Source organism: Paenibacillus lutrae (assembly GCF_009757775.1).
GTDB lineage: Bacteria > Bacillota > Bacilli > Paenibacillales > NBRC-103111 > Paenibacillus_F > Paenibacillus_F lutrae.
Window position 1 is genome coordinate 1 of the sequence record NZ_RHLK01000028.1, and the last position, 26,650, is coordinate 26,650.

Here is a 26,650-nt window from a genome sequence, read left to right on the forward strand (position 1 = left end):
GTCGAGGGCTTGACCTATAGGTCTTTACGAGAGTAGAGGCCGTCATCGGAAGCATCGCTTAGGCGGTGCACCACAAGATCTTTGGATGGATCTTTTACATCTTTCGCTGCTAGTTTTCAGGGTACAACCCTGATCGAAGTGGTATATCCGCAAGGAGATGCTGCGATTTTCGAAGTCTCTATCACTTCGGAACATCCTGTTTGGTGACGATGGCGGAAGGGAACCACGCGTACCCATCCCGAACACGACCGTTAAGCCTTCCAGCGCCGATGGTACTTGGACCGCAGGGTCCTGGGAGAGTAGGACGTTGCCAAGCGGGCCCACTACAGTGGGTTTTTTTATGGGGATTTAACTGGCCTCACACGATGGAGAGGTGTCCGAGCTGGCCGAAGGAGCACGATTGGAAATCGTGTAGGCGCCAAAAGCGTCTCGAGGGTTCGAATCCCTCTCTCTCCGCCAGATTATTATGAGGCGGCGTAGCTCAGCTGGCTAGAGCGTACGGTTCATACCCGTGAGGTCGTGGGTTCGAGTCCCTCCGCCGCTATAGATACATACAAGGCCCGTTGGTCAAGGGGTTAAGACACCTCCCTTTCACGGAGGTAACAGGGGTTCGAATCCCCTACGGGTCATACTATTCCTTATTGGGTAACAGCTAGGAATAGGCAACTAGAATCAGCATCATGGACGCTTAGCTCAGCTGGGAGAGCATCTGCCTTACAAGCAGAGGGTCGGCGGTTCGATCCCGTCAGCGTCCACCATATGTAGCTTTAACTGACGCGGGGTGGAGCAGCCCGGTAGCTCGTCGGGCTCATAACCCGAAGGCCGCAGGTTCAAATCCTGCCCCCGCAATTAATTACCTGGAGCTGTGGTGTAGAGGCCTAACATGCCTGCCTGTCACGCAGGAGACCGCGGGTTCGAATCCCGTCAGCTCCGCCATTTAGTTTTTTATAACAAGCGTTATGTCCGTGTGGCGGTCGTGGCGAAGTGGTTAACGCATCGGTTTGTGGATCCGACACTCGGGGGTTCAATTCCCCTCGTCCGCCCCATTCCTTAATTAAGAATGTTAGATGTTGGGGATTAGCCAAGCGGTAAGGCAACGGACTTTGACTCCGTCATGCATAGGTTCAAATCCTATATCCCCAGCCATTTATTTCGAGCCATTAGCTCAGTTGGTAGAGCACCTGACTTTTAATCAGGGTGTCGAAGGTTCGAGTCCTTCATGGCTCACCATTTTCACTTATGTGCGCGTGTGGCGGAATTGGCAGACGCACTAGACTTAGGATCTAGCGTCTTTGACGTGGGGGTTCAAGTCCCTCCACGCGCACCATTTATTATGCGGAAGTGGCTCAGCGGTAGAGCATCGCCTTGCCAAGGCGAGGGTCGCGGGTTCGATTCCCGTCTTCCGCTCCAACTTCATACGTGCCCTTAGCTCAGCTGGATAGAGCGTTTGACTACGAATCAAAAGGCCGGGAGTTCGAATCTCTCAGGGCACGCCATATTTTTTGTCGGGACGTAGCTCAGCTTGGTAGAGCACCTGGTTTGGGACCAGGGGGTCGCATGTTCAAATCGTGTCGTCCCGATACGTTTGTCCCAGTAGCTCAGTTGGATAGAGCACTCGCCTTCTAAGCGAGTTGTCGGGGGTTCGAATCCCTCCTGGGACGTAATCTAATTCGCATTAGATACCGTTAGAATCGCTTAATTCCTTGTTTATCAAGGGGTTGAGCGATTTTTTCGTTATGAACGAATAACATAGTATGTCATATAATTTTAAAACTAAATGCACAAAAAATGCACACGCACACGTTTCATTACTACATTGCCATTTCTTCAAAAATGGTCGTCGTAGTTTTCTCATCTTGTTCTCTCAGCTCTTTTACGATATGTACATAATATTGCATTGTTGTATCAATATCACCATGCCCTAATCTTTCGGATACATAATAAATAGTAGCTTTTCTATAAGAAGAATACTTGTATGTGTATGCCGCAAACCATGAATGGAGATCGGTTGTATATTTAATTTCTCTAAAATATTTTCAAAGGCTTTGTTAGCTCTATTTTTGCTAAGGACCTTGTACTTGGATACTGGGCTTCTTGGTGTGATGAGAGATACTTTCTTGACCTGCGATGACAATCACGAAGTGATACATGAAATTACAAAGCCAACACATCAGGAATAACAAAACACATGCTAAAGAAGAAACACGCAAATTGAACACACATAAGAGCGTGTGTTAAAGATGTAATTGACGAGGGTGTAATTAAAATAGATTTACTCGTGGGACAGTTCTTGCGGGTTCAGTCCCAGCAAAACGAAGATATCTAGGGACTCTTTAACAGTTATACAACTCCAGCAACCAGGATGGGTTTAATAACAGTGAAAGATAGAGAAAGAGGCTGTCGGAAGTCACAGGACTTCACGACAGCCTCTTTTGTGCACAGGTAGAATATCGGTATAGGATTTAGATTTACGATTTATCTGCATTCGGATCATTATCATCGGTGTTGATTTCAAACTCGATCATGTCTGAGCTTTCTTTTATTTCATTTACCTTAATCCCATTACGCTCCAGAGAGGTTGTAATAAGATTCCTGTCCTGTGTCGGAAACACATATGAAGGCTTATGCCGGTTGCTGATCAGGTCTTGAGCTACTTGTATCAGTCGTTCCATGGTGAATGGCTTTCGCATAAACTTCTCAATGTCTTTCTCATGATAGTCCATAGGAGGTTCCAGAGCCGTAGAGACGATGACAGGCGTTCTGTTGTAGATAGGGTGATGATAAAGCTCAGCAAGGAAGTCCCAGCCCGTCTGAGCGCCTTCCAGATGAATATCCACGATAAAGAGAAGCGGAGCTTCTGTCGTTTTACGGTGCAGGGAGAGAATGCCCTCTTCCGCGGAACGAAGCTGTACAGACGGCAGCTGGAGTTTAGTCAGCGCAACTTGAATAAGTTTGGCCAGGTTATCATCGTCTTCGAAAATAACGATCCGGCCGTTCAAGGAAACCATCTCAAAGGGTTCTAAAGCAATCGTAAACGTCGATCCCCTGCCCATCTCCGACTGGAACGTCAGCATTCCGTTATGACCTTCTACGATTTCTTTGACAATTGCAAGGCCAAGTCCAGTACCGCCGATCTGTCTGCGGTCCGAGTTGTCCACCCGGTAAAATTTCGAGAACAAATACTCTTTGGCTTCATTTGGGATTCCTAGTCCATAATCCCTAATATCAATCAAAACGGAGCCATCGACTTGACGGATACGGATATCCACCTCTTGCGCTCCAGGGGAGTATTTAATCGCATTGCTGAGCAAGTTCTGGATCACCTGACGCAGTCTGTCACTATCCCCACGAACCCAGTTCTCAGCGGACTCGCTGTACACTTTAATTTCGTGATTCTGCTTGTCCTGCCATTTATCGACTACGTCGTTCACAAGTTCTTTAATATCGACCGGGGCAAAATGATAAATTTGCCGCCCTGATTCCATCCGCTGCAGATCCAGGAAATCATTAATCAAGTTGGAGAGGCGGGTAGCCTCTTTAAAGATGGTATCCAGGTATTTCTGCTGTTTCTCCCGCGATAGTTCTCTATGAATCAGAATTTCGATAAAGCCAAGTACACTGGCCAGCGGTGTACGCAGCTCATGAGAAACGATGCTGACGAATTCATTCTTCATGGCATCAATGCGTTCTTCCTCGGTCCGGTCACGGAAAACAAACAAGAAGCCGGAATCGGCGTTGCCATTCTCGCCAACCGAAGTTGCGTAAATCTCTGTGAAGAGAGGCTCCTCACCATTCATAAACGTAAACCGTTCGATTAAACGGTCAATGTCTCCTTCAAATAAGGCTTTGATCGATTGGGAGACGTTGATAAACCCGTTTGAAGTTGCCGCAATTTCTTTGCATGACTCCACAAAATCCTGGCCGATTTGGTGATTGAGGTGAAAGTACTTCTCCATCTGTCTGTTGGCGATCAGAATTTTACCGTTACGGTCACACATCATCATCCCTTCATGTGCAGATTCAAGGATACCCTTGATCAGATCGCGCTGGGATTCTATGTTTTGCTTCTCCTGAATAAGCTGTTCATTCAATTCGCTTAAATTCAGGGATTGCTTCCGGCGGTCATCATTGGTCATCTGTGCGTAGAAGGCGAGATCAAACTGGCGGATAAGGCCTTGGGTCAACCGTTCTTTATCTTCATGACGATCAAGCTCATGATAGTTGGTCAGCAGAAGATAACCAATAATCCGTTGCTGCTCATCCTGGAGAGGGAAGTAATGGTCGATAGCGACCGAGATCCCATCGTGCAGGCCGCGCTCATTCTCGCTGGCTTCACGTTTCTGCACGAAGGAACGTCCCTCATCGAACAAGCGCCGTGCAGGACCATAGAGCTCTTGTCTGACCCGGTAAGTAAAGTTCTGCGGATAGCCGCTTGAGAAGAGTACTTCGAACTGTTCGGCTTCTTTATCTTCCACCACAACTAACGCGGCGTCATAACTCAAAGAATCAAGCAGGGCGGGAATAGAATGGCGGAGAAATTGTTTAAGCTCAGTAAAGCCCGTCAATTTCTCCTGATAGTTTGAAATTAGTTCAAGCTCCCGCTCCCGGTCCGATAATTTGGATAACGTGATTTGCTGCTCTTCCTGCTGGGCAATGATTTCTTCGTTCTGAGCTTCCAAACTTTCGGCCATAAAACGGTATGTTTCTTCACTTTTGCGAAGCTGTCGTTCCGCCCGGCTTGCTCTTAGAAGAATAAAGCCCGAGAACACACCGAGAATAATCCCCAGGAGACCTCCGCTCAAAATAATGAAACGGGAAACGGAACCTGCTTTCTTGATGGACTCATGCGAATTGTCGCTGACCGTCTGCAGGACATCCGCTACTTTTACATGAATGGTCCTATACTCATCCATGTATTCCTTCCCTTTACTGATCCGCTTGCGTGCCTCTTCTATTTTACCGGTTTGCACCAGTTCGATTTGAGAGGAGTAGAAGCTAACCATTTTGTCAATCTGAGGCGTGACTTCAGTCTGGATAACGGCCCTGAGATCCGCATGTCCCGCTTCGAGTTTATGAATGGTTTCGAGATCCTGCTTAAGCTGGGTTTTACCTTTCTCGTAAGGTTCGAGAAAAGACTCATCGGCAGTTATCAGGTAGCCCCGTATTCCAGTTTCCTGATTAAGCAGATCCTGAAGTAAGTTATTAGCGGCAGATATAACGGGCATAGCGTCTTCAATAACGGCATCACTCTGTTTTTCCATGTTTAAAGAAGAGATATAACTAGAAGTCCCGACAAGGGCGAGAAGCAGAACAATAGCAAAAACATAGGACATCGATAACCGAGAACGTGTCGTTTTCAAATACCTTCACCTGGTTTCTAAAAAGTTGGCGCTGGAAAAATTCAGCAACTTTCAACATTCGACACCAGCTGACGGAATCCTCCATGAAACGATCAAAACGAGGATTGTTTTCAGTCGTCTTTTAATGTAAGATAATGGTAGGACGAGCTGACTTGTCTGACTCGTCCCACAATCAGCATCACAAAGTTTTGATTATAATTTGCTGATGCACTGTGTTAAAATACGGGTAACCAACGTATAGATATTTATGTGTCTTCGGAGCAATGGTGCCGGGTTAAGCATCAGCTGAATACACTAAAGCGTGTTCCTACGCAAAAAAGACCGCTGATGCGGGGGCATCAAAGCGGTCAGTTCCAATAGCTCGCCCTTCAAGGGTGATCAGCTGTATACTTTGTGACGAAGATAGACCTCCAAGGCCGCTAGCCCAAGGGAGGTCTATTTCTTTTTCTGTGAAAGAATGAGAACCACTAAGCTCGCGAATGAAATCATTAGCGTCAAAGCGTCTTTAACTTCCACAGGGCATCACCTCCACTTAAAGAAGGTTAGCCGACCACCCTCGAATGCCTAGTCTATTGTAAGTATAGTATACCACCGATATGGGAAAAGTTATAGCATTTTTTACCAATTCATGCATGGTGTCATCCATTCATCCATTCCATCCGCAAGGATAGCATATCCTTGAGCTCGTCCGTGGAAAGTTCCGTAATCCAGTTCTCTCCGCTGCCTACAATTTGTTCGCTGAGTCCAAGCTTGCGCTCAATCATTTCGTCGATTCTTTCCTCCAGCGTGCCCAAGGATACAAACTTGTGAACCTGAACATCGCGGGTCTGACCGATGCGAAAAGCCCGGTCGGTAGCCTGGTTCTCAACGGCAGGATTCCACCAGCGGTCGAAATGGAACACATGATTAGCGGCCGTGAGGTTAAGGCCGGTTCCTCCCGCTTTGAGCGAGAGTATGAAGACCGAGAACTGTTCTTCCGGTGCAATTTCTCCATCCGCGTTCTGAAACCTGGCGATCATCGCATCGCGTGTCTGACGGGGGGTACCCCCGTGAAGGAAAGAAACGGGTTCACCGAGTTCATTCTGAAGAATTTCCTGGAGCAGATGTCCGGTCTCTACGAATTGGGTAAAGATCAGGCACTTATCTCCCTGCTGGCGCAGTTCCTGGATCATATCCAGGAGGCGCTCGACTTTGCCTGAGCGGTTCTGCCAGTTGGCACGGGATCCCTCACGCAGAATAAGAGCAGGATGGTTGCAAATCTGCTTCAGCTTCGTTAGAGCTGCGAGGATGTGTCCCCTGCGTTCCATAGGAGACATGGCATCCACTTTCTGAAATAATTCTTGTATATAATGCTCATAGAGCGTGCCTTGTTCGGCGGTTAGCGTAACAAAGGTTTTGGATTCGTTCTTCTCGGGCAAATCGAGCTGAATGGCAGGGTCTTTCTTAATTCTGCGCATCAGAAAAGGTCTCACGAGACGCTGGACGCCGCTAATTAAGCCGCTGTCCCGGGTTTTCTCGATAGGTGTGACGAAGCGGCGTGTGAACTGCGCTAACGTCCCCAGATAGCCGGGATTCAAGAAGTCAAAAATCGACCAGAGTTCGGTAAGCCTGTTCTCCATAGGAGTACCCGTTAATGCTATCCGGTGCTGTGCCTGGAAACTTCGTATGGCGGCAGCCTGCTTCGTATACGGATTCTTTACATTCTGAGCCTCATCGAGACAAATGGAACTCCATGTGATTTCACGGATCTCTTCTTCATCCAGGTGGGACAAGGTATACGAAGTAATCACCAGATCCGCTTTTTGCAGGGATTCTTCAAAGAAAGATCCCTTGGCGCGCTGAGGGCCGTAATGCACATGGACCCGCAAATTCGGCGCAAAGCGGCGAAGCTCCATTTGCCAGTTGCCGATTACAGAGGTAGGGCAGATAAGCAGCGAAGGCTGGCCGGGATTCTCGCTAGCTTTCACCTGCAGCAGGTAGGTGATGTATTGGATCGTCTTGCCTAAACCCATGTCATCGGCCAGACAGGCTCCGAGGCCGAACTGCCTCAGGAAGAGCAGCCACGTACTGCCTTCCAGCTGATAGGGGCGCAGGGTCCCCTTAAAAGACGCAGGAGGCTCGATACGCGGCAGTTCGGCTGTGCGGGTCAGCTGCTGGAATAAGCGCCGCAGCTGACCCGTCAGCTCGATCTCGACGGAAGGAGGGCGGCTCTCATCCGGATCGGCATCACCGTCCGCAGCTTCCGCCACGCCCTCGTCGGCAGTTCCGCTAAGGAGCTGCAGCTCAAGCACTTCGCGCAGCGTAAGACCCTGCTGGCGGTTCGAGCGCGCCAGCAGTTCCTCCGCCTGCCGCAGAAACTGCGGGTCCAGCTGGACCCAGCGGCCGCGGATGCGGATCAGCTTGCGCTTCTCTTCGAGCAATTGGAGGAATTCCTCCTCGCTTAGCTCGAGATCGTCGATGGCGACCCTCCAGTCAAACTGCATCAGCTGACCGAGACCGAACATCGACTCGCCTCCACCGCCAAGCGAAGATTTGAGCTTGGCTTGCAGTTTCGGGCGGAGCTTGCGCGCCCGTTCCCACCAGGCAGGCAGCATAACAGCGTAGCCTGCCTCGACGAGCCGCACGCTGCCTTCCGTGAGGAAGCGCCAGGCTTCCTCTTCGCTGAGCTGCGTGCGCAGCCGCGCGGGGCCCCCGCCATCCGCCGCGTTCAGCCAGGGCAGAAGGCGCAGCCATCTGCCGATATCGCGCTGGACTCGTCCGAGGTCCGGCGTCCAAGACTCCGGCAGGGGCTGCTCGCCGCTTTGCAGCCCTCCGGCCGGAGTCACAGCGCGCAGGACCGTGTCGTCGGCACGGTCCTGCAGAAGCACCTGCAGTGACCAGCTGGAGTCGCCTTCGGGCTCAAGCAGCTGGAGGCTGCAGCGGAATGGCGTCGGATCGTGTTTCCAGCCGATCGCGACCAGCCAGTCCTCTTCGTCCAGCCAGGTGTCGGCCGGACGGGAACCGAGGCGCAGCAGCGGATGCGCCTCTTCAAGACGGCGCAGCGCCGCTTTGCGGCTGCCGTCGGCTTCGACCCAGGCTGGAATAAGCTGATCCAGCCAGAGCTCCGACTGGGAGGTGACAGAAGCGGCTGCTTCTCCTTCCAGCTGGAGCTTCCAGCTCAGATTGCCGGCCTTCCACTGCTCATAGTCGGGGACGAATCGTCCTTCACTAAGCGCTTCGCGAATGGAAGGGGCCAGGCGCCGCAGAGCGGAAGTTTCCGCATCCCAGCGTATGGCCAGATGTTGAACCGTTTGGGGTTTGCCAAAGAAATCCAGGGCCGTCAAAGCGGGGATGGCTAGACCTTCCCTGTGGCCCCAGTCTATGGATTCTATAAAAGTGCCGTAAAAAGAGGGTGCATGCCATGCGAAAAGCAGGCCCTTCAAATCATGAGCATCCCAGATGCCGCCGTTTTCCCGTGTTCCCCATACAAAGAAGGAACCGGAGGGCATCCAGACGGCGTGAACAGTCAGCGGGCTTGTTTCTATCATGGAATCCAATGTCCTTTCTGCAGTTCTTCCTGAAACGCGCGGAGCCGGGAGAAGTGGTCTGCCAAGCGGTTGATGTAGATATCCCACTCCCGCTCACGCCCCAGCGCAAGGTAACAGCTCTCAAGTTTCTTCAGCATGCGGACAGCGGTTTTATAGGAGGTGCGGTTCTTCTCAAGAACAGACCGCTCAACCGCCTGGTGATACAGCGGAAGAAGCAGTGCGGGATCGGCTTCTTCTACGGCCCGCAGTTCCAGCGCGTATAGATTCTGCGGTCCGATCCGGTTAGCGAGCTGCAGGTCAATCCACTGCCGGTACCGTTTGGTCTGCAGCAAATAGCCGGTATAGACATAATAGGAGCGGGGCAGCAGAGTCTCCATAAGCTGAACCCATTCGGCATCGGCGTCCGCGTGTTTGGCGGAATCGGTCCAATATTGGCAGAGCAGCCGGAAGTCTTCCTGCGAAGCCGATTGCATAGTAGGAGCGAGCCAGCGCAGCCATGCGAGCAGCTGCTCCCACTGTGCTTGCTCATGACAGCGTTTCATATAGAGGAGGAAGTTCTGGGCTCTTCTTTTATGAAGCTTCTCCAGACGCTCAATGGCTTCATCCGTACGGTTCTCTATAAAGTCAAAATGCGCCCGCGCAATAAGCAGAGCATCCTGTTTACGCGGCTTTGCTTCTGAATCTGTCAGCAGCTTATCAAGCCGGACCTTTTCTTTCTGGATCCATGCGGGTCGTTCTGACAAACTCCACCATACGGTCCGGTAGACATAGAGCCAGTCAATAGGACTATCCTGTCCTTCCAGTGCAAGTGCACCCAACCGGCGCAGAGCTTCCTGCCACAGCTTGGGATGCTTCTTAAGGGAGTCCTCCAGTCCAGGGGATTGCATAAGATTGTCCAACCTGGTGAGACACTCGGTTGCTGCAGTTTTGGCATTGGACTCATGGTAGCCGGATAAATAAGAGTTCTTCGTGTCGGTAAAAAACTGTTCCATGCGGTGCATGACAAACAGGATGACGTGCAGGTCGTACAGCAATCTTATATCGTCTGCCCAGCTCGCGGCATAGGCTCTGAATCTTTCGAATGCCGAGGATACGAATAGATCAAATGAGTATTGATGGGAAATCGAGAAGCCATGATATTGGGCTTCAAAAAAACGATGCCACTCCGCTGAAGCACCGTTAGGGACGGGCTCTGTAGCGCGGGAGCTTTCTTTGTTGCGGTCCCGGGATGATTTCTTCTTGGTAAGCATAGCTCTTTTGAGCTCCTGCACAAGCAGTTCCGGCCGGCCGTGCGGCGTATACAGCGCAAAAATAACCGCGCCCATATGCTTACAGGGCTTGTCAAAGGGACAATTGCAGCTTCCAGCCGAGAAGTTCTCCAGATTAATAGTCGTCGTATACCGTTCCTTGCCCCGTACAGAAGCCTGGACGACAGCCCCTACAAGTTCAGCACCTGTGACGCGACCCTTGTGAAAATACATCCAACCCCGTTCAACGTCCTCGGGGTCCATGTGGATCTGCATCTGCTTGATCAAGTAGTTCATTCTGTTCTTGGGGATTTGCAGTTTGAGCATCCGTCTGAACCTCCGAGTTGATCCTTACTCTCCATAGTACCAGATTTTTTCCTGTTTTGCCCATTGGTTTAGGATCGGCTAATGGAAGAAATTTTAGACATGCTCTGCCAGTCAATGTGTTAAGGAATCGCTTTCAAGCCGGCAGGCAAAAGGTACTGCAAGAATAGGAGCTTTGTTTTAGTTTATGAATCCGAGCTGTACCTGAGTCCGTTTAGTAACAAACGTATTTAGGCACAGCAGCTTTTATCAGATAAGCAAAGGCTTTAGTGAATCAGGCTGTGCGCTCAGCGGGTCTGTCTTCGTAATTCGTTGACAATCGAACACATAAGAATTAATTTCAAGAAAGAACAGACAGCTGCGGAGCACAATACCGCTTCCTATTGAATGTAATAGGTACAGTCTATCTATTTTACCACATAAGGTCTGTCTGATTTGAAAAAGGGGTAAACTAGCACAAAAACGAACGCAAGTTTGGATTTGGAATCAGGCGATGGTATACTTAAAGACACATGAATAAGCTCCAGAGCAGGAGCTTTTTCCAATTCAAGGAGGCGCTCAAAGCGTATGGGAATCAAGTTCGGCAGGGAATACGAGGACATTATTGTGGATCTGGTGAAGGGGCTTGACCGTGTGGACGGAATTTATGATTTTTTTGAAATGGCTCAGACCGACTGGGAAGAACTCCCGGAGGAGGAGCGGCAGGAATGTCTCCGCACGCTGGCAGATGATATTTTCTATGGACTCGGGTCAGAGCCGCTGCTGCAGGTAGCGGATGCGAAGGTACGCTATTTGAAAGATAAGCATCTGATTCAGATTGATCACGAGGATCAGGTCGTTACGATTGTACGGCTGATATCGGCATAACCCCTGCAAGTAAAATTGTCCTGTACTTTTTTGCCGTGCTTAGGAAAAGAACAAGAGGTGCAACCAAACATGCTAGCCAAAGCGAAAGAGCTTCTGCAGCAATATTACGGATACCCGGAGTTTAGGGAAGGGCAGACACGGATCATTACCGCACTGATGGAAGGGCGGGATACGCTCGGCATTATGCCGACGGGCGGAGGCAAATCGATCTGCTACCAGATTCCTGCGCTGATGATGGACGGAGTTACATTAGTGGTCTCGCCGCTCATTTCATTGATGAAGGATCAGGTCGATGCTCTGCATACGGTAGGAATACCGGCGACGTTCCTTAACAGTACGCTGGAATCGGGCGAGGCCGGGAGACGAATCCGCGAAGCCATGCAGGGCAAATATAAACTGCTGTATATTGCTCCGGAGCGTCTGGAGTCGGATTGGTTCCGCCAATGGATGCATTCGATGAACATTTCGTTCGTTGCGATAGATGAAGCACACTGTGTCTCGCAGTGGGGACATGACTTCCGTCCCAGTTATGTCAATATTGCGCCGTTCGTGCGCGATTTGCCGACCCGTCCGCTGGTCGCCGCTTTTACGGCTACAGCGACGACAGAGGTGACGAGAGATATCGCCCGTCTGCTCGATTTGGATCAGCCCGAGGTTGTCGTGACCGGCTTCGGCCGGGACAACCTGGAGTTATCCGTCCTGCGCGGTGTGAACAAGCGGGACTTCGTATTCGACTATGCGAAGGCTCACACGCATCAGCCGGGCATTATCTATGCGGCAACGCGCAAAGATGTGGACGAGCTGTACGAGCAGCTGCGCCGCAAAGGGCTGGCTGCCGGTCGTTATCATGCGGGGCTGTCAGACGAGGAAAGGGGCCGTAATCAGGAGGCGTTCCTCTACGATGACGTCCGCGTGATGGTAGCCACTAACGCATTCGGCATGGGAATCGACAAATCAAACGTCCGCTATGTCATTCACTATAATATGCCTAAGAATATGGAGGCGTATTATCAGGAAGCGGGACGTGCGGGGAGAGACGGGGACCCGAGTGAATGCATGCTTCTGTTCAGCGCACAGGATATTCTGACACAGAAGTTCCTGATTGAGCAGAATCAGCTCTCGCCGGAGCGTAAGAGCAATGAGTACAAGAAGCTGCAGACGATGATTGATTACTGCCATACGCCCCGCTGCCTGCAGAATCATATTCTGCACTACTTCGGCGATGAGGGGGAGCAGACGCCTTGCGGCAACTGCAGCTCGTGCAAAGACGACCGGGAGACGGTCGATATTACCGTCGAAGCCCAGAAGATCTTCTCCTGTGTCCGGCGGATGCAGGAGCGCTTCGGTATCTCCATGGTGGCCGGAGTGCTGAAGGGCTCGCGCAATAAGAAGGTGCTGCAATACAAATTCGACCGGCTGCCGACGTACGGGATCATGAAGGACCGGACCGAGAAAGAGATAGCGGATCTCATCAACGTACTCATTGCCGAAGGCTACATGGGCTTGTCGGAAGGGCAGTACCCGGTGGTGAGACTCCAGGCTCCGGCGGTAGAAGTCCTGCAGGGGCGTGTGCAGGTGTACCAGAAGGTCGCCCCGAGCCAGCCGCTGGAATCGGCTGTGGACAACGCGCTCTTCGAGCAGCTTCGTCTGCTTCGCCGCGATATGGCAGCAACGGAGAAAGTGCCGCCGTATATTATCTTCAACGACAGCACCCTGCGTGAGATGAGTGAGCGCTGCCCGACTACCGAAGCGCAAATGCTTAAGATCAAGGGAGTTGGCGAAGTGAAGTTTCGCAACTACGGTCTCCCGTTCCTGGAGCTTCTGCAAACCTATGTGCGCGAGCAGGAGGCGCACGCGGGAGAGTTTTAAGTGTACGGCCGCTCTTATAACCGCATAATGGATTTTATAGAACGTGAACAAACGGTTCCTGCTGAGGGGGCCGTTTGTTTTATTTTTATATTGAGTTGGATGGTAGGGTCTAGGGGTAGGTGAGAAACTATACATATAAAGTAAAAAATGGTAGAATAGGGTTGGTTGATAGACTTTAATTTACTCCATTATTTGGTGTTGTTCTAGATAGTATTAAAGATGGTCTGCCTGAATGTCCTTTTCACTCTTGGTCAGGAAGTCAAAGGAGGAAAACAGATGAAGACGCAGGAACAGCTTTATCTTCAGGAGATTACCCGCTTCAAAACAAAGGAGCAGTTCTGGAATCCTTATCCCTGGTACAAGGAAATGCGGGAGAATTCCCCTGTTTTTTATGATGAGCAGCAGGATACCTGGAATGTGTTTTTGTATAAAGACGCGAAGCAGGTGGCGGGTGACTACCAGCTCTTTTCAAGTGCAAGAGACCGCAGTCTGATTCCTGTCCCGCTTCAGGACAACAAGGTTAACCTAATATTTGCTGATCCGCCGGATCATCGGAAACGCCGGGGCCTGCTCGCCAAAGCATTTACGCCGCGCAGTCTGGAAACCTGGAAGCCCCGTATACAAAATCTTGTTCATGAACTGATTGAGCGTGTTGCTGCAGGCAAGGCTGTAGATATTGTGGAAGAGCTCGCTGTTCCGCTACCGGTAACGGTTATTGCAAAGCTGCTCGGGGTTCCCACCGGAGATTGGAAACAAATTAAAGAGTGGTCCGACATTCTCTTCATGAGCCATGATTACAACCGTATCGAAGAACTGAACAGGCTTAAAGAGCAGGCAGGCCGGGAGTTCAGCGAATATTTATATCCGATCGTGATGGAGAAGCGCCTCAATCTTGAAGATGATCTTTTGTCGGATCTGATTCAAGCTGAATACGAAGGTGCTTTCTTCAATGATACGGAAATCGTCCAAACCGTTATGGGGCTTCTCGGAGCGGGTAATGAAACGACAACTACGCTGATCACGAACATGTTCTACTGTTTAGCCGAGGATCAGCCGGATGCTTACGGGCAGCTGCGTAAAGATCCAGGTCTTGTGCCTCAAACCGTTGAGGAAGTACTGCGTTACCGGTTTAACATAGCTCTGGATCGGCGGATTGCGTCCGATACCGATGTCTTTGGCCCGCTGATGCGGAAGGACCAGCTTATCATCGCCTGGGTTTCTTCTGCGAATCGTGATGAGAGCCAGTTCCCGAATGGTGAAATCTTCGATATTCACAGAGAGGGAGCGGGCAAACACCTGACGTTCGGTAGCGGCAATCACTTCTGCCTCGGCGCCCCCCTTGCGAGAATGGAGGCTGTGTACGCGTTAGAGGCTTTTGTTAAGCGCTTTGCCAGGTACCGGCTGGCCGATGATTTTATACCGAAGGATCATTTGGGACCCAACAGCCATGAGCTGAAATCGTTGTCGATTGTGGTGGAGGAGTAAGGCGTCCGGCTACATGGATTGAATTTAAAATAATAAATGATCAAAAATGCCCTTCCAAGTTATTGGAGGGCATTTTTTTATTTTTCCACTCTTGTAATAAATGAGGAAAAAAATGATAATTAAAACATGTTTAAATATCTATTAGCCCCAATAGTTTCTTTCAAGAGGTTTTTTTTGCGAAAAAGATTTCTCTAATGATGTTTTTTCTAATTCGCTTAATTTCTCTGCGGACTGTATGCCTGCTTTTTTCATGTTACGAATGACTTCTTTGATCTCCGGGGACCAGACAATTGTATTTGTTAGCATAACTATCACCTCATATTTTAGATTAAATGCTATTACTATTATATTACTGGAGTGGATATTTATGAAAGAGAAAAAAGTGTTTTTTATAATATTTTTTTTATTATGTCTCATTCAAACTCATTTTTTATGGCTTGTTTACGCCTATCCATATATCGGAGCAGTTATTACCCCTGATAACAACGGAAGCTGGGTAGTCTCAGATTTCGAAAAACTGGGAAAAGGAAAGGCATTGGGGATCGAGATTGGTGATATAGTTGAGAAGATCAACGGAGAAGAGTTACAAAAACATCAACAATGGAGATTGTGGAATAATATAGAGCAGGCCGAACAAATCGAAGTTAAGCGTGATGGGGAATACGTACAAATACATATCCCCAAAAGTGCCACGTTATACGCTAACGATTTAGGGGCGTTTATTATTGAAGTGCTCAGTTTTTTTCTTGCTACATTTTTATATGTGAAAGCAAAGCAATCTCAATCCGCTAAGTATTTAATTTTAGTTTTTTTTACGATCGGGCTGGAGTTTATGGTGTTAGGTGCCTCAAGCAGAGGAGACATTTGGGGCAAATATCTTATTACGACTGTAATTGTTATTGTGCCTGTAGCATTTCTCCACTTTCTAATTACTTTTTTCAATGAAAGAGCGCCCGTGGTATTTCCCAAGCGTATCTTGCACGTTTTATATGGACTAGCCGGAATCGGTGCCGTTCTTAGAATTGTTTATTTTTCTGAAAAACATGCGCATACATACTATGAATACAGTAATTACACGGTTATTCCCTTATTCTTAGTTGGGATTATATCCAATATCTATTTTTTGTTTCAAGCTTACCGACAACTGAGGACTAATCTATATATGAGGTCCCTCATTAAAAGTATTTTATACTCTCTGATCATTTGTTTCTTTCCCTTTTCCTTTTTATCTTTACTGCCGATGTTGATTTTTAATAAAGAATTAGTAAGTGCATTTTATACAAGTTGGTTTATTCTTATTCTTCCGTTGTCATTTGCTTACTTTATATTATCCAAAAAATTGTATGATATTGATCTTTATCTAAGACGCGTTTTGTTTACCATGCTGGTTTCTACACTGCCAAGTTTACTGACAGTAGGGTTTATTCTATTTGTTTATCAACATTCCATTACATGGATCGAAGTAACGTTTATTTTCATCATTGTCTTAGTGATATTCTCAATTTTCGCTTACTCCATGGAATACTTTGCTACTAGGCTCGAAAAGGTTATGTTTCCGCGTAAATATTTTTTGCAGCAGTCGCTCAAAAAAATCTCCAAAGCCTTGGGCACGGTTAGCAACTTCAATGCACTTAAAGAAATTATACTTAACGACATAGTGAATACTTTAGAGATTCACGGGGGTGCTATTGTTTTTGTTGAAACGGATGGGATCCAGGTCATTACGGCAGGCAATATTGATGAGCAAGAGGTTTGTAGAATGTTAGAAAAGGGAGTAAACGAGGACGACCGATACACAGCTTTCAAAATCAATGAAAATGAAGAATACAAAAGCTTTCTGGTTCTGACCGGCAAAAAATCAAACACTTATCTCGGTATGGAGGATCGCCAGTGGATTCATCTGATCATCACATACCTTTCTGCCAGTCTGGAAAATGTATATCTTCTCCGAAAGCTAACGCTCAAAATGTATGAATTGATGGCCAACATCCCCAATTCGGAAGCAACGGAAGAGTTCGTTTGGCTGCGTAAAACGATGTTCGAGATTCAGGAGAAAGAGCGGATGCGGATAGCTATGGATCTTCACGATACAACGATGCAGGATTTATTCCTGCTAAAGCGGCGATTGCATCCGATTCTGCAGCGGTTTCCTCATATGACGGATGAATACGGGCAGCTTACTACGATTTTGACACACATTGATCTGATCAATGAGAACCTTCGTCAGAACTGCTTCGAGCTGAATCCGTATTTGCTGCAGAAAGCAGGGCTGATAGGCAGTATCCAGAAGCTGGTCGATGTAGAAAGTGCCTACTGTGAATTCCAGCTGGAGTTTCAGGGGAACTGCTCCGCTCATATCGAATTACTGGATGTAGAACGTAAAAAGCATCTTTTCCGGGTGGTACAGGAGCTCCTGAACAATGCCAAAAAGCATTCCCATGCAGAGAATGTTCGGATCTGTCTCTCTGAAGATGGCGGCTGCATTGAACTTTCCTATGAAGATGACGGAGTTGGTTTTGAGCTGCTCCAGAAGGAGGGCTCCCTTAATAAAAGGGTTGCGAGCCGATCCGGCATCGGACTTGATCAAATGCAGGGGCGTGTACTGCTGATGGATGGCGATTTTGCAATCCATACGAATACCGGACAAGGGGTTCGTATTGAGATTCGGATCCCCTTCTTAGAGGGTATGATTGCATAGAGGGAAAGGAGGGATATACAGATGGCTTCTGCAGATAAACTTTCTCATGATCAAATTGCTGTAAAGTTGGCAGGTCTTAACGGATGGAATTTACGGGATGAGCGCACGATCGAAAAGACGTATGAATGCGGAAATTTTCGGAATGCTATTGATTTTGTAAGCCGCGTAGCGGATGTGGCGGAGTCGCTTGAACATCATCCCTTGATTAAAGTGGATGGCAAGCGGGTTACGATGCAGCTTAGTACCCATGATGTGAGTGGACTGTCGGATATGGATTTTACTTCCGCGGTTCAATATGACGGTGTACTCCCGGCACGGGGGTAACAGTTACATGACTAGCGTCAGAAGGAATTAGAAGGGGGCCGCAAGGAAGACAGGCCCTTTTTTTCGTATGAGCAAAAGTGGATAATTTAAACCGGCTCTACTTCTTCCGCAGGCTGATACACCATACAATGCATAGATGCCATTCCCGACGGAGTCATCCGCTCATAAGTGTCGGTAATTGCGAATCCGGCGCGGATGTAGGTTTTAATGGCCCGTTCATTACGCACAAGAACTTCCAAGTCGATTTCCTGTCCGGGTCTGCGTTTCTGCGCTTCCGTAATGAGCAGTTGGACGAATGCTTCACCCGTGCCGCGTCCGCATAAATCAGGCCGGAGGCCAAGGCCCAGACGAATGACCTCCGTTAACGGAAAGAACTGGACGAATCCGCACAGTGTGCCTTCTTCATTCTCAAGAGCTGCATACTGCTGGTTTCGGATATCGGAATCAGCAAATTCATCAGGGCCTGCTGATAGTTGGTCCCAACTGGGCCAATTATAGACATCATAGGGAGCGGGATAGGACCAAGTGCAGATTTCCATACCATCTTGCTCCGTTAAGGGACGTATGCACCATTTTAATGGGTTGTTCATTCTCTCGCTTCCTTTCTCTGAAGAATATCGGTCGGTACTATGCTTGTTCATTATAAAATAGATCTCCACAATATGACACAAGAGCTTGTGGATTTTCTGGAGATCCGGATAACGCAAAAAGGCCCTCCCCTCCGGTATCCGGAAAAGAAAGGGCCGAGATTTAGCATAGGAGTAAAACCTGGAGCGTTACTTTTTATCGGACGGTTCGTCCGCATCGAGATTGTTAATCATATGAGAAAAAATCCGCGTCATGTTGCTCATGTCTTCATCTGTCAAACCTTGAAGCATACGCTCAATGATATTATGCCGGTAAGCTCCCATTGAGGCAACCATCTGTCTGCCTTCCTCCGTTATGGCGAGGTAGACGCAGCGCCGGTCTTCTTCCGTGCGGATACGCTCGGAAAAGCCGCTGGCGATTAATTTATCCGACATGCCGGTAACAGCCCCGGCGGTAATAAACAAAGCATCGGCCAGACTCGAAATTTTCTGGGGGCCTTCTTTACTTAGTATCTCAAGGATAAGAAATTGCGACTTGGAGAAGGAACGGTCTACACATTTTGTCCATTCATTGGACATTTTCCGCAGAAGCTGCCTGAAAGCAGTATCCATTTCGATATGTTCTCGATTGGGCATAGTGGGGGTCTCCTCTGGAGTCAAAGTCGTGGATTACAGCTGCTATTTTAGATGTAAAATTTATAGAATCTAAATCATATACAACTATAGGGTTTTTCAATAAGGGTGTCAATATGGTAAACTGAGTCTTATAATCCTTCGTGTATTTCATGAAAAATTCCTTGAATAATCGAACCTGCATAAATAACAACCTGCTTCTATCGAAAAAACAAAGTGACAAAATTGGTAAAACAAGGGAAGATGAGAGGGAAGAGGAGGCTGCGTATGCGTATTGAAATTAGAGAGGCGGAGTTAGCGGATCGCGATGCTCTGCGTGAATTAATGAACCGGTACATTTTTGACTTTTACCATTATCCGCGTCCGGAAGAAGTTAGACTTGAGGCACTTTTGGATGTGTTGATGGAGAAGCAGGCCGGTATTCAGTTCGTAGCCGTTCACGAAGGGGAACTGGTCGGCTTTGCTACCTTATATTTTACATATAGTACACTCCGCAGCGGTAAGGTTGTTATTATGAATGATCTTTTTGTAACGGACAAATGCCGGTCTCAAGGGGTCGGCACCAAGTTGTTCCGCGCATGCAGCCAATATGCCGCTTATAAAGGTTACCGGGCCATGCTGTGGGAAACTTCTAAGGATAATGTGGAAGCCCAGCAATTCTACGAAAAAATGGGCGGAGAGCGCGATGAGTGGTACCCATACTCCATAAAACCAAGGATCGGCATCGGCGACTAACTTTTAAAGGCAATTTCCGCCATTTTATTTTATAATTGAATGCAGTTATTTGGTTATAACATGATAGGAGCTCTTCGGGGCTGGGAGGTAGGACTATTGATGAAGAATATCGTCGGCTTGGAATGGCTTTACGATCACCTGCAGGACCCTGATCTTATTATTGCGGATTGCCGTTTCGTTCTGGGCGAGCCTTGGAGCGGCCGTCAAAGTTACGGAACCGATCATATTCCCGGTGCTTTTTTCATGGATCTTGAAGACGATATGTCTGCTGACAAGCGCGAGCATGGCGGCCGTCATCCGCTGCCTGACCTGGGCACGTTCTCCATGCGTGTGAGCGCGATCGGAGTAGATGCGTCGAAGACGGTTGTTGCCTATGACGACCAAGGCGGCGCAATGGCCTCCCGGTTGTGGTGGATGCTGCGCTTCCTGGGCCACGAGCGCGTGTACGTGCTTGACGGAGGCTACGCCCGTTGGAAGGCAGCAGGCTATCCGGTGTCTTCCGTTATACCGGAGGCGCATGCTGCCGTATTCTCGCCCAAGGTGCAGAGGCATATGCTGGCCAGCATGGACGAGGTGAAAGCCAAGCTCAACACGCCTCAAACGATTCTCATCGATTCTCGTGATGGAGGCCGTTATCGGGGCGAGCAGGAAACGATTGATCCGGTTGCCGGACATATTCCGGGCGCGCGCAATCGTTTCTGGAAGGATGGGCTGGATGCGGAAGGCTCTTGGCGCAGTCCCGAAGAACAGCGTGAACGGTTCAGCGGGCTTGAAGACGCAGAAGAGCTCATCGTCTACTGCGGTTCCGGCGTAACCGCCTGTCCGAATGTGATCGCGCTGAGCGAGGCGGGATTCCGCAACGTGAAGATGTATGCGGGAAGCTGGAGCGACTGGGTCAGTTATCCTGAGAATCCAGTGGCGACTGGAGAAGAATAAGAGCCAAGAGGCCGCGCCGGACGCGGGTTTGGGGGCTGTGACAGGTTAGGAGCAAGTGACCTGTTGCGGCCCTTTTTGGGCTTTCACTCAAAGGTTTGTCAATATGTGCTGCAGTAGTCCCGCAGCCAACTGCAGCTTGAGCAATCTTAAAGAACGGCCAGCAGACGGCTTTGTCGGCTCACGGTATATCAGCTTCGCAACGGAGATGCGCACCTCTATTGCATCAAAGCTGCGTACATTTGCGGATCCACTCCCGGGCACCGAAAGCAATCACACGGTTCTGAATCTTTGGTGTCGTTAACGTACAGCAATTAAGTAATTCAGGTAAAGCGTGCCTTTCGAGGGCCTCCCTCGCAGCTTCCATATAGCCTTTGTAGGTCGGTGTACTTCCGCCAACCACGATGACATCCGGGTTATACATGTGCAGCAAATTAGTTAAAGCATACCCGAAGTACTCCCCTGCTTGGTTTATAAGACCAGTAACTTGCTCATCATCTGCTTCCAGATGTTTGCGCAGCGCAGCATCATCCATACCCGTTTGATCCATAATGGCCTGGCCGCTGGCTAGAGTGTCAAGCAGTACTGCTTCCCCGTCCACAGTAAGGATCATATAGCCCATCTCACCGCTCCAACCCTTCGCGCCAAGCAGTAATTCACCGGAGGCTACAACGCCTGCCGCGATATAAGCATCGGACATGATGACGATAACCGTTTCGTTGTCGGTGAAGTAGGCGGCTTCAGCCATTGTGGCTGCCTTCACATCATTAATAAATGCTACAGGAATGTTTGCTGACGTTTCGAACATAGCGGCTGTAACGCCGTTTAACGCAGGCAATACATGACTTAGCTCTACTTTGTCGCTTCCGATGACCAGTCCCGGCATGCCCATTCCGATTCCGCGTGGAGTGTAGGGCAGCTTTGATACAAAGGCCTCGACCTCCTGCTGAAGTTGAAGCAGCGTACAATCGGCACCTGTTGGTACTGTATGTTCTAGAGATCCTTCTGCTGTCTCCGCCATCATAAACATCTGCCCGCCATCTATTTCAATGCCTACATATGTATTCATATTGTTATCTCCTTTTTTCATTTTCGTGGTACGCTGCGTATTGCAGGTGATAGAGTTGCAGGATGTCTGATTTTTGCAATTAAGAGGTCCGATCAGTTGGTATGAACTTGGCTTCACTTTCTATGATTTTATATTGTTCTTTGAAATCCTTGCCGTCATTTAATTCGCTGATTAATCGATTCAATCCGGGTTCACCTACGAGTGTATACCACCTGTTCACTTCATAACTTGCCAAATTATAATGATTCCAAGCTTCTTTAGTTCCGTAACTGAATGCTTGATGTGAATTTAATTCATCGTAATTTATAGGTTTCGTTCCATCGTTCGTTAACTGTTTCCATACGGATTCGTTAGTCGTGTATCTTCCATCAATCATGGCGGCTAATCCTTCATCAAACCACACGGGTACTTTGTTCTTGTTATTCAATCTCTCCCTCAATTCTGCATGAGCAAATTCATGAGAGATGACATTCTCATTGAGACCCTTAGGTCCAATGACGATGTAATTTTTCCAGGGGTAGTAATAAGTCTGTCCGGTCGGATTTTTAGCATATTTCTTCTGTTCATTTTGTGATTCTACATAGATCAGATAGGGTGTAGATGTTCTTTTGCCGAAGACAGCTGCGATTTTTTTATCCGAGGAATGCAGATGGCTCATTAACTCATCTTGGGTTTCACCGAGTAAGCCAGGCTCAACATAAACATCTGGTGCTATCAAGTTAAGATTAGAGTAATTAACCATAACAGCACGGGCGGGCTCGGCATACATGGTTAGTTGAATGAGTACTGCTGCGGCTAGCAACAAGCTGGCGAAGAGAACGAATTTGTCTCGCTTCTTACTAAATTTCATAGGCAATCCTCCTGAATTCATTTGATTTAATTAGAAGCAAATTATAAATCCTGCAATTAAAATACCATAAATTAGGATGTGGGGAAAATGCTTATATCAAATCGGCCTTAAACAAGCAAAAGCCAGATGACTTTTAAAACGATACTTGGTTTATATGTGATGCATTTAAGTTATTCTATCCGCTTGTAAAATTTTGTTTAAATAAAATTTTACATGATATAAAATTTGTAAAATCATGGATCAAATCAATGTCTGGTCAAGAGTTATACGCTTTCATTGAATACTATAACATTTCATTGATTAGGCAAGTAGGCGGCGTACCCCTTTCGCTATAAGATTAAACGTATCAACAACGAAATACGAAAGGGTGGTCGGTTTGAAAGAAACCGCTACATCGATCCGGACGGGTCGCCCTGCGGCAAAGCCTAGAGAATCCCGAACTAAGACATGGTTGAAACAGTGGGATCTTCAGCTGATGGTACTGCCCGCACTCGTCTTAATTCTGGTGTTCAGCTATTTTCCGATGTATGGTGTTATCATCGCATTTCAAGACTACAACGTCTTTAAAGGGTACGGAGACAGCCCTTGGGTAGGTTTTAAGCATTTCATCGACTTTTTCCAATCACCGGAACTGCCTATGGTTATGCGTAACACGCTCGTTATCAGTTTCCTGAAGCTGGCAATTGGTTTCCCGGCTCCAATCATTCTGGCTATTCTGCTGAATGAGGTCCGGAATATGTTCTTCAAACGAATCGTACAAACGGTTAGTTATCTGCCGTACTTCTTGTCTTGGGTAATCGTTGCTAACTTCGCAATAGCTATGCTCTCGACAGATAATGGCAGTATTAACATGTTACTGGAGAGCATGCGACTTACAGATGAACCGATACCGTTCATGTCTATCCCGGACTATTTCTGGACGATTCTGGTCACTACAAACGTATGGAAAGAAATCGGATTTGGATCGATTGTTTATCTGGCTGCTATTTCCTCTATTGATCCAAGTCTTTACGAATCCGCAGCAATTGACGGAGCTAGCCGGTTCCGCATGACCTATCTGATTACGCTTCCATGTATCCTGCCTGTTGTCATGATTTTCTCCATTCTGGCTATCGGCAACTTGCTTAATGCAGGTTTCGAGGATCTCTTGCTTCTTGGTGTCAATCCGGCACTTCAAGACGTATCAGACGTTATTGATACCTATGTGTATCGAATGGGGATTAGATTAAACCGGTATTCATTCGCAACGGCGGTAGGTTTGTTCAAAGCAGTTGTGAGCGTCGTACTGCTGACAACGGCCAACTATCTTGCGAGAAAAACCGGCAACAGCTTGTGGTAGGGAGGAAATAGCATGAAGATGGGTTTGGAAGATCGCATTTTCGGTATTGTCATATACATTTTACTTACGCTTCTCGCTTTTGTTACTTTTTACCCCTTCTGGAATTCGGCCGTTGTATCTTTTAACCAGGGGATGGATACAGCCTTGGGCGGGGTTACATTCTGGCCTCGTGAATTCACTCTGGAGAACTACAAGATTGTTTTAGCCGATGACCGTATTCTTTCAGGTTTCGTGGTCTCGATTGCACGTACCATCGTGGGAACATTCATGACAATTGCGGTAACGGCATTATTTGCATACGGAATGTCGAGAAAAGAACTTGTAGGCCGCAATTACTACATGACATTTGCTATCATTACCATGTATTTTAGCGGTGGACTCATTCCGACTTACTTGCTGATTAAGAGCTTGGGATTGTTCAACTCATTCTGGGTATTTATTATTCCATCCATGGTCAGCGTATGGAGCATGATTATCTTCCGAACATTTTTTAAAGAAATTCCTGCGGGTTTGGAAGATGCGGCACGCATTGACGGCTGTGGCTACTGGTCTACTTTTCTTAGAATTGTAGTTCCATTATCAGGTCCAGTAGTTGCTACTCTTTCTCTCTTTACGGCGATTGCCCACTGGAACGATTGGTTCGTGGCTTCCATCTACATTTCTACTCCGGATTTACTCCCGGTTCAGACCATACTCAAACAGACACTGGATTCCAACATCGCTACGGAGTTGAATGCCGACACGGCAGCGGCAAGTCATCTTGCTAAGAGACAAGAGTATACAACGAAGTCATTGATGATGGCGACAATGATGGTTACCTCGCTTCCGATCATCATGGTATACCCGTTCTTACAGCGTTATTTTGTCAAAGGCGTACTTGTAGGTTCTCTGAAAGAATAGGTCTGGCTTCAAAGCGATCAGCTTTAAGCATATAATCTCAAAGAATGGGAAGGGGCATAAAAACATGAGCAATAAGCTTAAAAAAGGGTCGGCTCCACTCGCAGCGGCTTTAGCGCTGGCTATGGTTGTAACAGGATGTAGCGGAGGCGATACTACTGCAACGAGCGATCCTAAAACTACAGATAAACCTGATGGTAACTCTTCAGCAGCTTGGAAATTAGGTAGTGAGCCATTCAGTTTCTCACTATTTGGTAACTACGATTGGTATACAATGCCTGTATGGGGCAAAGACCTTTTTACAAAAGAAGTTAAAGAAAAAATGAAATTGGACATTGTTCCGGTTCAATCTCAAGGTAACGCAAACTCTAAGTTGAATACCCTCATTGTTGGTAACGAGCTTCCGGACGTAGTATGGGGAGACCGTGATAAATTCGACCGTCTGCGCGATAACGGCGCACTAGTGCCTCTAGACCCTTATCTGGATAAATATCCGAACCTTAAAAAATGGGCAGGCGATGAAATCCTTAATATGCTTCGCGCCCCAGACGGAAAATTGTACCTGTTCCCGAACTGGTACACCAATAAACCTACTGGTAATGCCGGTTATGTTGTAAACAAGAAAATCTACAACGAATTGGGCAAGCCAAAACTTGAGACGACGGATGATCTGTACAACTACCTGAAGCTTGTAAAGGAAAAATACCCGAATATTATTCCGTTTGAGCCTGGTCAAGCACAAGAAGGAAAAGGTGTAGATATTCTGTTATCCGCATTCGCAGAAGAAACACCTGCAAGTTACGCAGGTACATTGCGTGCTATGCCTAAGGATGGCAAATTTACGTCCTTGTTCGCAGATCCGGTTTACAGAGAATCATTGGTATATGTGAATAAATTACACCGCGAGAAGCTGATGACTCAAGATGCATTAACACAAACAGTGGATCAAGTTCGTGAGAAATTGAACACTGGCCGTGTTGCTGTCTATGCGGACGTTACCGCAATTGAATATGCTTCAAAAGCAGATGCTGAACTCGTGAAGAAAGATCCAAATGATGGCTACTTCATGATCTGGCCGATTCACAAAGCAGGTCTTGATAAGACTAAAATCACAGTTGCCCACTACGATCGTCTTGGATGGAACGCAGCGGCTATTACGACCAAAGCCAAAGATCCAGAAAAAATCTTTGCAACTTTGGATTGGATGACAAGTCCAGAAGGTATGAACGCTGTTGTATGGGGACCTGAAGGTATGTACTGGCAAGGTGTGGATAAAGATGGTATGCCTAACCTAACTGAGAAGTTCTTCAACGAGCCGGAAGAGCGCACCAAGAATATGAATGCTACGAATGATCTTCAATTCGTCGGCAATTCCACTTATAATGACGCAATCAAATTAAAAGCGGAAATGTCGCTGCCAGAAGAAAAACAATCATGGGAAACAAAATATCAGCAAACGATCACTTGGAAAACACACAAAGACTTGACTGCAATGCGCGGTATCGAGCCAGCTCCGGATAGCTCGGAAGGTCTTATCCGTGAGCGTTGGATCGAGCTTTACAAGAAAGTACGCGCTCAAGCTATCCTAGCTAAGAGCGAAGAAGAAGTTATCGCTATCCTTGATAAAGGCGAGAAAGATGCCCAAACTCTCGGAATCGAGAAACTCAACACTTATTTGACTAAGAAATGGAAAGAAAACGAAGAGAAAATGAAGAAGAAGTAATTCTTTATTACAATTCGGAAATTCAATCGGTTAAAAAGGATGCACATTTGTGCATCCTTTCAGATTGCAGACAAACTCCTTTGTTCCGAATGGAACTCAGGAGTTTGTCTTGTTTGGAGAAATAAAAAACTCAAAAATGCAGTAAGTTTCTGTTTTGAGCCACCGGTTCTCCAAAGCCAGGTG

At 47.7% G+C, this 26,650-nt stretch carries 19 protein-coding genes, 14 tRNA genes and 1 rRNA gene; 25 read left to right on the forward strand and 9 right to left on the reverse strand.

Going from position 1 to position 26,650, the window contains the following annotated elements:
- Positions 1 to 199 precede the first annotated feature (199 nt).
- From rrf to EDM21_RS24035, 15 genes are all read left to right on the forward strand, one after another.
- Positions 200 to 316 (forward strand): 5S ribosomal RNA (gene rrf / locus EDM21_RS23965).
- A gap of 51 nt (positions 317 to 367) precedes the next feature.
- Positions 368 to 459: transfer RNA gene (locus EDM21_RS23970), tRNA-Ser, on the forward strand.
- Positions 460 to 470: 11 nt separating this feature from the next.
- Positions 471 to 544 (forward strand) — tRNA-Met (locus EDM21_RS23975).
- Positions 545 to 557: 13 nt separating this feature from the next.
- Positions 558 to 629 (forward strand) — tRNA-Glu (locus tag EDM21_RS23980).
- Positions 630 to 682: 53 nt separating this feature from the next.
- Positions 683 to 758: transfer RNA gene (locus tag EDM21_RS23985), tRNA-Val, on the forward strand.
- 17 nt (positions 759 to 775) lie between these two features.
- Positions 776 to 849, forward strand: a tRNA-Met gene (locus EDM21_RS23990).
- A gap of 10 nt (positions 850 to 859) precedes the next feature.
- A tRNA-Asp gene (locus EDM21_RS23995) sits at positions 860 to 936 on the forward strand.
- A 34-nt stretch (positions 937 to 970) separates the two neighbouring features.
- Positions 971 to 1,046 (forward strand) — tRNA-His (locus EDM21_RS24000).
- Between the two features lie 25 nt (positions 1,047 to 1,071).
- Positions 1,072 to 1,146, forward strand: a tRNA-Gln gene (locus EDM21_RS24005).
- Positions 1,147 to 1,154: 8 nt separating this feature from the next.
- Positions 1,155 to 1,230 (forward strand) — tRNA-Lys (locus tag EDM21_RS24010).
- A 13-nt stretch (positions 1,231 to 1,243) separates the two neighbouring features.
- Positions 1,244 to 1,327 (forward strand) — tRNA-Leu (locus EDM21_RS24015).
- 8 nt (positions 1,328 to 1,335) lie between these two features.
- Positions 1,336 to 1,410, forward strand: a tRNA-Gly gene (locus EDM21_RS24020).
- 9 nt (positions 1,411 to 1,419) lie between these two features.
- Positions 1,420 to 1,496: transfer RNA gene (locus EDM21_RS24025), tRNA-Arg, on the forward strand.
- 10 nt (positions 1,497 to 1,506) lie between these two features.
- Positions 1,507 to 1,580: transfer RNA gene (locus EDM21_RS24030), tRNA-Pro, on the forward strand.
- Between the two features lie 7 nt (positions 1,581 to 1,587).
- Positions 1,588 to 1,661 (forward strand) — tRNA-Arg (locus tag EDM21_RS24035).
- An 807-nt stretch (positions 1,662 to 2,468) separates the two neighbouring features.
- On the opposite strand, the gene EDM21_RS24040 is transcribed toward EDM21_RS24035, so the two are convergent.
- From EDM21_RS24040 to EDM21_RS24050, 4 genes are all read right to left on the reverse strand, one after another.
- Positions 2,469 to 5,360 carry an ATP-binding protein gene (locus EDM21_RS24040; protein ID WP_157338889.1) on the reverse strand — a complete coding sequence of 964 codons (2,892 nt, stop codon included), beginning with the start codon at positions 5,358 to 5,360 and terminating at the stop codon, positions 2,469 to 2,471.
- Between the two features lie 435 nt (positions 5,361 to 5,795).
- Positions 5,796 to 5,876: a putative holin-like toxin gene (locus EDM21_RS25605; protein WP_219819079.1), complete on the reverse strand. Its 81-nt coding sequence runs from the start codon at positions 5,874 to 5,876 to the stop codon at positions 5,796 to 5,798.
- 122 nt (positions 5,877 to 5,998) lie between these two features.
- Complete coding sequence (locus tag EDM21_RS24045; RefSeq protein WP_157338890.1) at positions 5,999 to 8,887, reverse strand: DEAD/DEAH box helicase; 2,889 nt, start codon at positions 8,885 to 8,887, stop codon at positions 5,999 to 6,001.
- Positions 8,884 to 10,461 carry an SWIM zinc finger family protein gene (locus EDM21_RS24050; RefSeq protein WP_157338891.1) on the reverse strand — a complete coding sequence of 526 codons (1,578 nt, stop codon included), beginning with the start codon at positions 10,459 to 10,461 and terminating at the stop codon, positions 8,884 to 8,886. Before EDM21_RS24050 ends, EDM21_RS24045 begins: the two co-directional genes overlap by 4 nt.
- A 564-nt stretch (positions 10,462 to 11,025) precedes the next feature.
- Between EDM21_RS24050 and EDM21_RS24055 the strand changes: the two genes are divergently transcribed.
- The 3 genes from EDM21_RS24055 to EDM21_RS24065 all read left to right on the forward strand — a co-directional run bounded on the left by EDM21_RS24055 (position 11,026) and on the right by EDM21_RS24065 (position 14,679).
- On the forward strand, positions 11,026 to 11,325 hold the full coding sequence (locus EDM21_RS24055; RefSeq protein WP_157338892.1) for a hypothetical protein: 300 nt from the start codon (positions 11,026 to 11,028) through the stop codon (positions 11,323 to 11,325).
- Between the two features lie 69 nt (positions 11,326 to 11,394).
- Positions 11,395 to 13,194, forward strand: coding sequence for a DNA helicase RecQ (gene recQ, locus EDM21_RS24060; protein ID WP_157338893.1), 1,800 nt, complete (start codon positions 11,395 to 11,397; stop codon positions 13,192 to 13,194).
- Positions 13,195 to 13,470: 276 nt separating this feature from the next.
- A complete protein-coding gene (locus EDM21_RS24065; protein ID WP_157338894.1) occupies positions 13,471 to 14,679 on the forward strand; it encodes a cytochrome P450 in 1,209 nt (402 codons plus the stop codon).
- Between the two features lie 141 nt (positions 14,680 to 14,820).
- On the opposite strand, the gene EDM21_RS24690 is transcribed toward EDM21_RS24065, so the two are convergent.
- Complete coding sequence (locus EDM21_RS24690; protein ID WP_166542167.1) at positions 14,821 to 14,985, reverse strand: hypothetical protein; 165 nt, start codon at positions 14,983 to 14,985, stop codon at positions 14,821 to 14,823.
- A gap of 61 nt (positions 14,986 to 15,046) precedes the next feature.
- Between EDM21_RS24690 and EDM21_RS24070 the strand changes: the two genes are divergently transcribed.
- Both EDM21_RS24070 and EDM21_RS24075 read left to right on the forward strand, forming a co-directional pair.
- Entirely contained in the window at positions 15,047 to 17,377 is a 2,331-nt protein-coding gene (locus tag EDM21_RS24070) for an ATP-binding protein (protein WP_166542168.1), read from the forward strand.
- A gap of 21 nt (positions 17,378 to 17,398) precedes the next feature.
- Positions 17,399 to 17,701, forward strand: coding sequence for a 4a-hydroxytetrahydrobiopterin dehydratase (locus EDM21_RS24075; protein WP_157338896.1), 303 nt, complete (start codon positions 17,399 to 17,401; stop codon positions 17,699 to 17,701).
- An 86-nt stretch (positions 17,702 to 17,787) separates the two neighbouring features.
- Here EDM21_RS24075 and EDM21_RS24080 read toward each other — a convergent pair whose 3' ends face one another.
- Both EDM21_RS24080 and EDM21_RS24085 read right to left on the reverse strand, forming a co-directional pair.
- Positions 17,788 to 18,291, reverse strand: coding sequence for a GNAT family N-acetyltransferase (locus EDM21_RS24080; protein ID WP_157338897.1), 504 nt, complete (start codon positions 18,289 to 18,291; stop codon positions 17,788 to 17,790).
- 186 nt (positions 18,292 to 18,477) lie between these two features.
- Positions 18,478 to 18,924 carry a MarR family transcriptional regulator gene (locus EDM21_RS24085; RefSeq protein WP_157338898.1) on the reverse strand — a complete coding sequence of 149 codons (447 nt, stop codon included), beginning with the start codon at positions 18,922 to 18,924 and terminating at the stop codon, positions 18,478 to 18,480.
- 264 nt (positions 18,925 to 19,188) lie between these two features.
- Here EDM21_RS24085 and EDM21_RS24090 point away from each other — a divergent pair, with 264 nt between their 5' ends.
- Complete coding sequence (locus EDM21_RS24090; RefSeq protein ID WP_157338899.1) at positions 19,189 to 19,656, forward strand: GNAT family N-acetyltransferase; 468 nt, start codon at positions 19,189 to 19,191, stop codon at positions 19,654 to 19,656.
- A 99-nt stretch (positions 19,657 to 19,755) separates the two neighbouring features.
- A complete protein-coding gene (locus EDM21_RS24095; protein ID WP_157338904.1) occupies positions 19,756 to 20,592 on the forward strand; it encodes a sulfurtransferase in 837 nt (278 codons plus the stop codon).
- 223 nt (positions 20,593 to 20,815) lie between these two features.
- Here EDM21_RS24095 and EDM21_RS24100 read toward each other — a convergent pair whose 3' ends face one another.
- A complete protein-coding gene (locus tag EDM21_RS24100) occupies positions 20,816 to 21,658 on the reverse strand; it encodes an ROK family protein (RefSeq protein ID WP_157338900.1) in 843 nt (280 codons plus the stop codon).
- Between the two features lie 79 nt (positions 21,659 to 21,737).
- A complete protein-coding gene (locus EDM21_RS24105) occupies positions 21,738 to 22,508 on the reverse strand; it encodes a gluzincin family metallopeptidase (protein ID WP_157338901.1) in 771 nt (256 codons plus the stop codon).
- 475 nt (positions 22,509 to 22,983) lie between these two features.
- Between EDM21_RS24105 and EDM21_RS24110 the strand changes: the two genes are divergently transcribed.
- The 3 genes from EDM21_RS24110 to EDM21_RS24120 all read left to right on the forward strand — a co-directional run bounded on the left by EDM21_RS24110 (position 22,984) and on the right by EDM21_RS24120 (position 26,467).
- A complete protein-coding gene (locus tag EDM21_RS24110; RefSeq protein ID WP_157338905.1) occupies positions 22,984 to 23,847 on the forward strand; it encodes an ABC transporter permease in 864 nt (287 codons plus the stop codon).
- Between the two features lie 12 nt (positions 23,848 to 23,859).
- Positions 23,860 to 24,747, forward strand: coding sequence for a carbohydrate ABC transporter permease (locus tag EDM21_RS24115; RefSeq protein ID WP_157338902.1), 888 nt, complete (start codon positions 23,860 to 23,862; stop codon positions 24,745 to 24,747).
- 64 nt (positions 24,748 to 24,811) lie between these two features.
- Entirely contained in the window at positions 24,812 to 26,467 is a 1,656-nt protein-coding gene (locus EDM21_RS24120; protein ID WP_157338903.1) for an extracellular solute-binding protein, read from the forward strand.
- The last annotated feature ends 183 nt before the right edge of the window (positions 26,468 to 26,650 follow it).